This is a genomic window from Burkholderia sp. RF7-non_BP4 (genome assembly GCF_001521935.1).
Taxonomy (GTDB): Bacteria; Pseudomonadota; Gammaproteobacteria; order Burkholderiales; family Burkholderiaceae; genus Burkholderia; species Burkholderia diffusa.
Genome location: NZ_LOTA01000089.1, coordinates 283,379 through 289,577 on the forward strand (window position 1 = coordinate 283,379; position 6,199 = coordinate 289,577).

A 6,199-nucleotide genomic window follows, 5' to 3' on the forward strand; every position below is an offset into this window, starting at 1 on the left:
GCAACTCTTCCGTTACTTACTGTTGGTAGACGAGGTCGGCGCGACGGTTCTGCGCCCACGATGCTTCGTCGTGACCCGATGCTTGCGGCTTTTCCTTGCCGAGGCTCACGGCTTCCATCTGCGAGTCGTTCACGCCGAGCAGCGCCATCGCGCGGCGGACAGCCTCCGCACGCTTCTGGCCCAGCGCGAGGTTGTACTCGCTCGTGCCGCGTTCGTCGGTGTTGCCCTGGATCAGAACGTGGCGCTGCGGGTGGCTCTTCAGGTACTGCGTGTGTTGTTGCAGCAGCGGCTGGTATTCGTCCTTCACCGAATAGCTGTCGAAGTCGAAGTAGATGCTGCGCTTCGCGAGCGGGCTGTTCGGGTCGTTCAGCGGATCGACGTTCACTTGTGCGACGTTGTCGGCGCTCGGTTGCGTGCTCATCGCGCCCGCGTTGGCCTTGTCGTCGAGCTTCACGCCCGACTTACACGCTGCGAGCGCGCTGATCATCATCACGGCCAGGGCCAGACGAGCTTTGTTCGACATCATGGTTACTCTCCTTGTGGTCATTGCATGAAGGGCCCCCACGACGGCTCACGAACGGAGCCGCCCTGGACGGACAGGATCTGCGGCGGCGCGCTGCCGTCGGAGGGCACTGCTGCCAGCACGTTGCGACCACCCGATTGGGTAGCGTAAAGAAGGTACTGGCCGTTTGCCGCGAAGCTCGGCGATTCGTCGCGATTGGTATTCGTGATGGCGTTCGCCGCGCCGGTTTGCAGATCCTGAACGTACAGCTTGAACCCCCCACCCGTGCGGGAGATGTAGGCGAGCAGCTTGCCGTCCGGGCTGATGCGCGGGCTGGTGTTGTAGCTGCCGGTGAAGGTCACGCGTTGCGCGGAGCCGGCGCTTTCGCCTTGCGCGGGCATCCGATAGATCTGCGGCGCGCCGCCGCGATCGCTCGTGAAATAGATCCAGCGGCCGTCCGGCGAGTAGAACGGTTCGGTATCGATCGAGCTGCTCTGCGTGAGCCGGCGCAGACCGCCGCCGTTCGCATTGACCGTATAGATTTGCGTATTGCCCGTCAGCGACAACGCAACGGCCAGCGTGTTGCTGTCCGGCGACCACGCCGGCGCACTGTTGTTGCCCTTCTGGTCGGAGACGATGTAGCGGCGGCCGGTCGGCAGGTCGTGGATGTAGACGATCGGCTTCTTGCGCTCGAACGATACGTACGCGACCTTCGTGCCGTTTGGCGACCAGGCCGGCGAGATGATCGGCTCGCTGCTGGTCAGTGCGCTAATGGCGTTTTGGCCGTCGGAATCGGAGACCTGCAACTTGTACTTGTTGCCGATCTTGACCACATACGACAGGCGCGTGGCGAACACGCCGCGCGTGCCGAGCAGCTTCTGGTAGATGTAGTCAGCGATCTGATGACCGGCCTTGCGCAGCGAGCTATCGTTTGCTGCCGTCAGCGACAGGCCGCCGAGGCTTTGCTGCTTCACGGTGTCGTACAGGATGAAGTTCACCTTGTACTGGCCGTTGGCTTCGCGGTTCACGCTGCCGGCGACGAACGCGTTCGCGCCCTTGGCCTTCCATGCGCCGAGATCGACCGATGCGGTCTCGGGCACGGGCGTGCTGCCCGCGTCGATATTGGTGAATTTGCCGCTGCGGGCGAGGTCGGCGCGGACGATCGACGTGACCTGCTGCGGCAGGCCCGCCTCGTTCGCGAAGTTCGCGGTGGCAATGGGGAACTGGGTCGAACCGACGCCGGTGATCAGCACGTTGACCTGCGCGTTAGCGGCGCCGCCGGCCGCAATGAGACACGAGGCCACGAGTGCCCTGAAACCTAGTTTCGTCATCAAACTCATGCTTCTTGCTTCCCATGTGACTTGGATCGCTGCGCAACCGCAGAGACAGTAAAAATACCCGATTCGTTCCCGTCCGGCAGCGACGCACGGAGTGTAAGCGCATTTGCGATCACTCTGCCGCCTTGAAGGTAATCGTAATGTCGGACGGGGTACGACCGTTGGAATCGGGCGGCAATGGGACCGACGCCTGGATCGCATTGACCACGGCTTGATCCCACCCCGAATTTCCGCTCGAACGGCGGATCGAAACGCTCAGCACGTCGCCCGACGGCGTGCAGCGGATCGCGACGACCGTCGTCAGGCCCGCGCGCTCGCCGCCCCAGACGATGTTCGGCTTCACACGGCGACGCACCTTGTCGGGATAGCCGGGCGACGCGGCGTTGCCGCCGGAGCCCGTCCCGGTACCGCTTTTTGCGAGGCCTTCACCGCCGCCTTCGCCGGCCCCGGACATGCCTTGCATCTGTGCGAGACGCGCGCTGCGCTCGCGGTCGAGCTTCGCCTTCGCCGCCGCGTCGGCCTTCGCGCGCGCCGTCGCTTCGGCCTTCGCCTTGGCCTGGGCTTCCGCCTTCGCCTTCGCGGCCGCGTCGGCCTTGGCCTTCGCCGCTTGCTGCGCTTCAAGCTGCGCCTGCTTCTGTTGCTGCAGTTTCTGCTGCTGGAGTTTCTGCTGTTCGAGCTTCTGCTGCTCCACGAGCTGTTGTTGCTTGAGCTTGTCCGCCTGCTTCTGTTTTTCGCGCTCGGCGGCCTTCTGCGCCGCGAGGGCAGCAGCCTGCTGGGCCGCCAACTGCTCGCGCCGCGCTTCTTCTTGCTGGGCCTTCAGTTGCTGCGCGCGGCGCTGCTGCTCGAGCAGCGCTTCGCGCGCGGCCGCTTCCTGTTGCCGCTTCTTCTGCTGCAGCGCGATGTCCGCCTGCTCGTCCCGCACCGGGGGAGGGGGCGGAGCGAGCTTCGCGGGCGGCGTCGGCGTGACGACGGGCCGCGGCGCGGGCACGTCGGGCACCTCGGTCCACAGTTCGGCTTCGGCGCCGGCCGGCGTGCTGTTCTGCCACTGCACGCCGTGATAGAGGAACAACGCGAGCAGCACGTGCATCAGCGCAGCGAGCGCGAACGCGCGCCAGGTGCCGCGTTCGCGAGGGGGCTGAGACGGATAGGCGTTGCCGCGCGTGGATTGCTGCCGGTTCATTGCGATTTGACGAGGAGGCCGACGCGCTTGACGCCACGCGCCTTCAGGTCCGACATCACGGTCATGACGGCATCGTACTGCACGGTCTTGTCGGCCGCGATCACGACGGGCTGGTCGGGATGGTCCGCCTGCCGGGCCAGGATGAAGCTGTCGAGCTCGGCCTTGGTCATCGTGTCTTCCTGCGTCGCGCCGGAGTCGCCCTTGTACTTGACGCTCATCGTGCGGTCGGCCTTGATGTTGACGACGACCGGCGGCGTCTGTTCCTGGGGTGCGGCATTGCCGACGGTCGGCAGATTGATGATCGACGGGGCGACGAGCGGTGCCGTGACCATGAAGATCACGAGCAGCACCAGCATCACGTCGATGTACGGCACGACGTTGATGTCGGCCATCGCGCGGCGCGAGCGGCCGCCGCGCATGCTGGATCGAATGGGACTTCCTGCCATGGCGCGCTCCTTACTGGGCCTGACGCTGCAGGATGTTCGAGAACTCTTCGATGAAGGTCTCGAAGCGGATCGCGAGGCGGTCGATGTCGTGCGCGTAGCGGTTGTACGCAACCACCGCCGGAATCGCGGCGAACAGGCCGATCGCGGTGGCGACGAGCGCCTCGGCAATGCCCGGTGCGACGTTCGCGAGCGTCGCCTGCTGCACGTTCGCCAGGCCGCGGAACGAGTTCATGATCCCCCAGACGGTGCCGAACAGACCGATGTACGGACTGACCGAGCCGACCGACGCGAGGAACGCGAGGTTCGCTTCGAGCACGTCCATTTCGCGCTGGAACGACGCGCGCATCGCACGGCGCGCGCCGTCGAGCACGAGGCCCGGGTCGCTGATGCGCTTTTCCTTCGCCTTCAGAAACTCACGCATCCCCGATTCGAAAATCCGCTCGAGCGCGCCGATCGTGTGGCGATTGTTGGCCGCGCTCTGATACAGCGCCTGCAGGTCACCGCCCGACCAGAAATCTCTTTCGAAGCGTTCGGTCTGCGCGCGTGCGCGGCGGATCGCGAACCACTTGCGGAAGATGAAGGTCCACGACATCAGCGACAGAAGCAGCAGCAGCCCCATCACGGCCTGGGCCAGCACGCTCGCGTTGAGGACGAGGGAAATGATCGACAGGTCTTGAGAAGTGTTCATAGAGGTTTGAGTAACGTCCCTTCGGGGGTGTCCGGCGAGGGGGCACGGTATGCGTGTGGCGCGGCGCGCCGGCCTGGCCTGGCGCCGAACCTTGCTTAGTATCGATTCAGGAAGGCAAGTTCATAGGTTTTGTCTAAACGGTGCTCATCCGAGCTGCGTTGACAATACAGTCTGCCCGGTGTCGATGACGGGCCCGCGTTGCAGCGCGTCGAGCACGACCGGCGGGATTGCCGCGGGCCGGATGCCGGTTCGGTCGACGCAGCCGAGGCGGATGTGTCCGGCGACGAGCAGCGAGTCGCCACGCCAGGCTTCCTGCGTGAATTCCACGGATGCGCGGCCGATGCGTCCGGGCCGGCTCGTGATCGTCAGCGCGTCGTCGAGTCGCGCCGGCGCGCGGTAGTCGAGCGAGGTACTGCGGACGATGAAGATCGCGCCCGTGTCGTCGGCGAGCCGACGCTGGTCGATGCCGCACGCGCGCAGCCATTCGGTGCGGGCGCGCTCGAAGAATTTCAGGTAGTTGGCATAGAAGACGATGCCGCCTGCGTCGGTGTCCTCGTAGTACACGCGTACCGGCCAGGTGAAGCCGGAGTGCGCGTCCGGGGAGCGGGTAGGCTGAGTCATGGCGCGCATTTTACCGGAAGGCCGAGGCCCGATTCGTAACCGATTCGTAACGGAATGTAGTACGTCGCAGCACACCGCGGGCCGGCCGGAACCGGGCCCGCGGCTGCGCTCGCCGTGTCAGCCGCGATGGATCGCGAGGCCGGCCGGGGCTTGGGCGACCGGCATCATTTCGATCGTATTGATGTTGACGTGCGCGGGGCGCGTCGCGATCCAGTAGATCGTGTCGGCGATGTCCTCGGCCGTGAGCGGCTGGACGTTCTGGTAGACGTTCGCCGCCTTCGCATCGTCGCCGCGGAAGCGGACGTTCGAGAATTCCGTGCCGCCGCACAGGCCCGGCTCGATATCGGTGACGCGCAACGGCGTGCCGATCAGGTCGGCGCGCAGGTTCAGGCTGAATTGTCGGACGAAAGCCTTGGTCGCACCGTATACGTTCCCGCCCGGATACGGATAGGTGCCGGCCACCGATCCCAGGTTGAAGATGTGACCGCGCCCGCGCTCGATCATGCCGGGCAGTAACGCATGGGTGACGGTCACGAGGCCCGAGCAGTTCGTGTCGATCATGGTCTGCCACTCGTCGAGGCTGGCCTTGTGCGCAGGCTCGACGCCGAGCGCGAGACCGGCGTTGTTGACGAGGACGTCGAGCGCCGCGAATTCGGCGGGAAGGGCGGCCGGCACGGCTTCGACGGCGGCGCGGTCGCGCACGTCGAGCTCGAACGGCAGCAGTGCGTCGCCGAGTTCGGCCGCGAGCGCATCGAGACGATCCTTGCGGCGCGCGGTTGCGACGACACGGTGGCCGCCCTTGACGAAGGCACGGGCGATGGCGGCGCCGAAGCCGGCGGACGCGCCTGTGACGAACACGATCATTGCTGCTCCTGGTCGGTAACAAAGTAGCGGATGGTATCCCGCAAGCCTACTGAGATTGCGGCACCGCGGCAAGGCGCCAAAGCGCGTCGGCACGGGCGCGTAAAGTCTGGCCCCTATTATTTCCGGGCGACTGCCGCGCGGTTGCCTATTCATGACGCATCCAATACACTAACGCGCTCATCACCCCTGCGTGACTGGCGATAGAACCCTTCGGGTTCAAGGTGGAGCATCCCACCGTGAAGCGCGGGGCGCCGTTTTTGCCGTTCGCCTGGGCAGCCGTTGTGCGCCGTCGCGTGCATCGCCGGTGGCTGTCCTGCCTCGCGTCATACGGATTCTTCCGCCACGTCGGGCTGGTTCCGCCAGCAGCGCAATGTACTCGGCCACTCCGGTCAACCTGTACACACTTAACGGAAACCGTATGTTTGACAGAGCCCAAAGCACCATCGCGAACGTCGATCCCGAAATCTTTGCAGCGATCGAGCAGGAAAACCGCCGCCAGGAAGAGCACATCGAGCTGATCGCGTCGGAAAACTACACGAGCCCGGCCGTGATGGCCGCACA

Annotated in this window: 7 protein-coding genes, 1 pseudogene and 1 riboswitch; of the genes and pseudogenes, 1 reads left to right on the plus strand and 7 read right to left on the minus strand. The window is 65.3% G+C overall.

What is annotated here, in order from left to right; translation table 11 throughout:
- Positions 1-16: 16 nt before the first annotated feature.
- The 7 genes from pal to WS49_RS28530 all read right to left on the minus strand — a co-directional run bounded on the left by pal (position 17) and on the right by WS49_RS28530 (position 5,638).
- On the minus strand, positions 17-526 hold the full coding sequence (gene pal / locus WS49_RS28500; protein WP_059535484.1) for a peptidoglycan-associated lipoprotein Pal: 510 nt from the start codon (positions 524-526) through the stop codon (positions 17-19).
- Positions 527-543: 17 nt separating this feature from the next.
- Positions 544-1,842, minus strand: coding sequence for a Tol-Pal system beta propeller repeat protein TolB (gene tolB, locus WS49_RS28505; protein ID WP_059535486.1), 1,299 nt, complete (start codon positions 1,840-1,842; stop codon positions 544-546).
- Between the two features lie 109 nt (positions 1,843-1,951).
- Positions 1,952-3,019: a cell envelope integrity protein TolA gene (gene tolA / locus WS49_RS28510; protein ID WP_059535488.1), complete on the minus strand. Its 1,068-nt coding sequence runs from the start codon at positions 3,017-3,019 to the stop codon at positions 1,952-1,954.
- Complete coding sequence (tolR, locus tag WS49_RS28515; protein WP_059535490.1) at positions 3,016-3,465, minus strand: protein TolR; 450 nt, start codon at positions 3,463-3,465, stop codon at positions 3,016-3,018. Before tolR ends, tolA begins: the two co-directional genes overlap by 4 nt.
- A gap of 10 nt (positions 3,466-3,475) precedes the next feature.
- Positions 3,476-4,153: a protein TolQ gene (gene tolQ / locus WS49_RS28520; protein ID WP_010091489.1), complete on the minus strand. Its 678-nt coding sequence runs from the start codon at positions 4,151-4,153 to the stop codon at positions 3,476-3,478.
- Between the two features lie 144 nt (positions 4,154-4,297).
- Entirely contained in the window at positions 4,298-4,783 is a 486-nt protein-coding gene (ybgC, locus tag WS49_RS28525) for a tol-pal system-associated acyl-CoA thioesterase (protein ID WP_059535492.1), read from the minus strand.
- Between the two features lie 108 nt (positions 4,784-4,891).
- Positions 4,892-5,638 carry an SDR family NAD(P)-dependent oxidoreductase gene (locus tag WS49_RS28530; protein WP_059535494.1) on the minus strand — a complete coding sequence of 249 codons (747 nt, stop codon included), beginning with the start codon at positions 5,636-5,638 and terminating at the stop codon, positions 4,892-4,894.
- A gap of 180 nt (positions 5,639-5,818) precedes the next feature.
- Positions 5,819-5,919, plus strand: a riboswitch (ZMP/ZTP riboswitch).
- A gap of 137 nt (positions 5,920-6,056) precedes the next feature.
- Between WS49_RS28530 and glyA the strand changes: the two are divergent.
- Positions 6,057-6,199: pseudogene (glyA, locus tag WS49_RS34460) on the plus strand (serine hydroxymethyltransferase); the annotation flags it as partial.

Bases quoted from the DNA above. Each gene is read 5' to 3' on its own strand.
- tolQ (WP_010091489.1), bottom strand. From the start codon at position 4,153: ATGAACACTTCTCAAGACCTGTCGATCATTTCCCTCGTCCTCAACGCG.
- pal (WP_059535484.1), bottom strand. From the start codon at position 526: ATGATGTCGAACAAAGCTCGTCTGGCCCTGGCCGTGATGATGATCAGC.
- WS49_RS28530 (WP_059535494.1), bottom strand. From the start codon at position 5,638: ATGATCGTGTTCGTCACAGGCGCGTCCGCCGGCTTCGGCGCCGCCATC.
- tolR (WP_059535490.1), bottom strand. From the start codon at position 3,465: ATGGCAGGAAGTCCCATTCGATCCAGCATGCGCGGCGGCCGCTCGCGC.
- tolA (WP_059535488.1), bottom strand. From the start codon at position 3,019: ATGAACCGGCAGCAATCCACGCGCGGCAACGCCTATCCGTCTCAGCCC.
- ybgC (WP_059535492.1), bottom strand. From the start codon at position 4,783: ATGCGCGCCATGACTCAGCCTACCCGCTCCCCGGACGCGCACTCCGGC.
- tolB (WP_059535486.1), bottom strand. From the start codon at position 1,842: ATGAGTTTGATGACGAAACTAGGTTTCAGGGCACTCGTGGCCTCGTGT.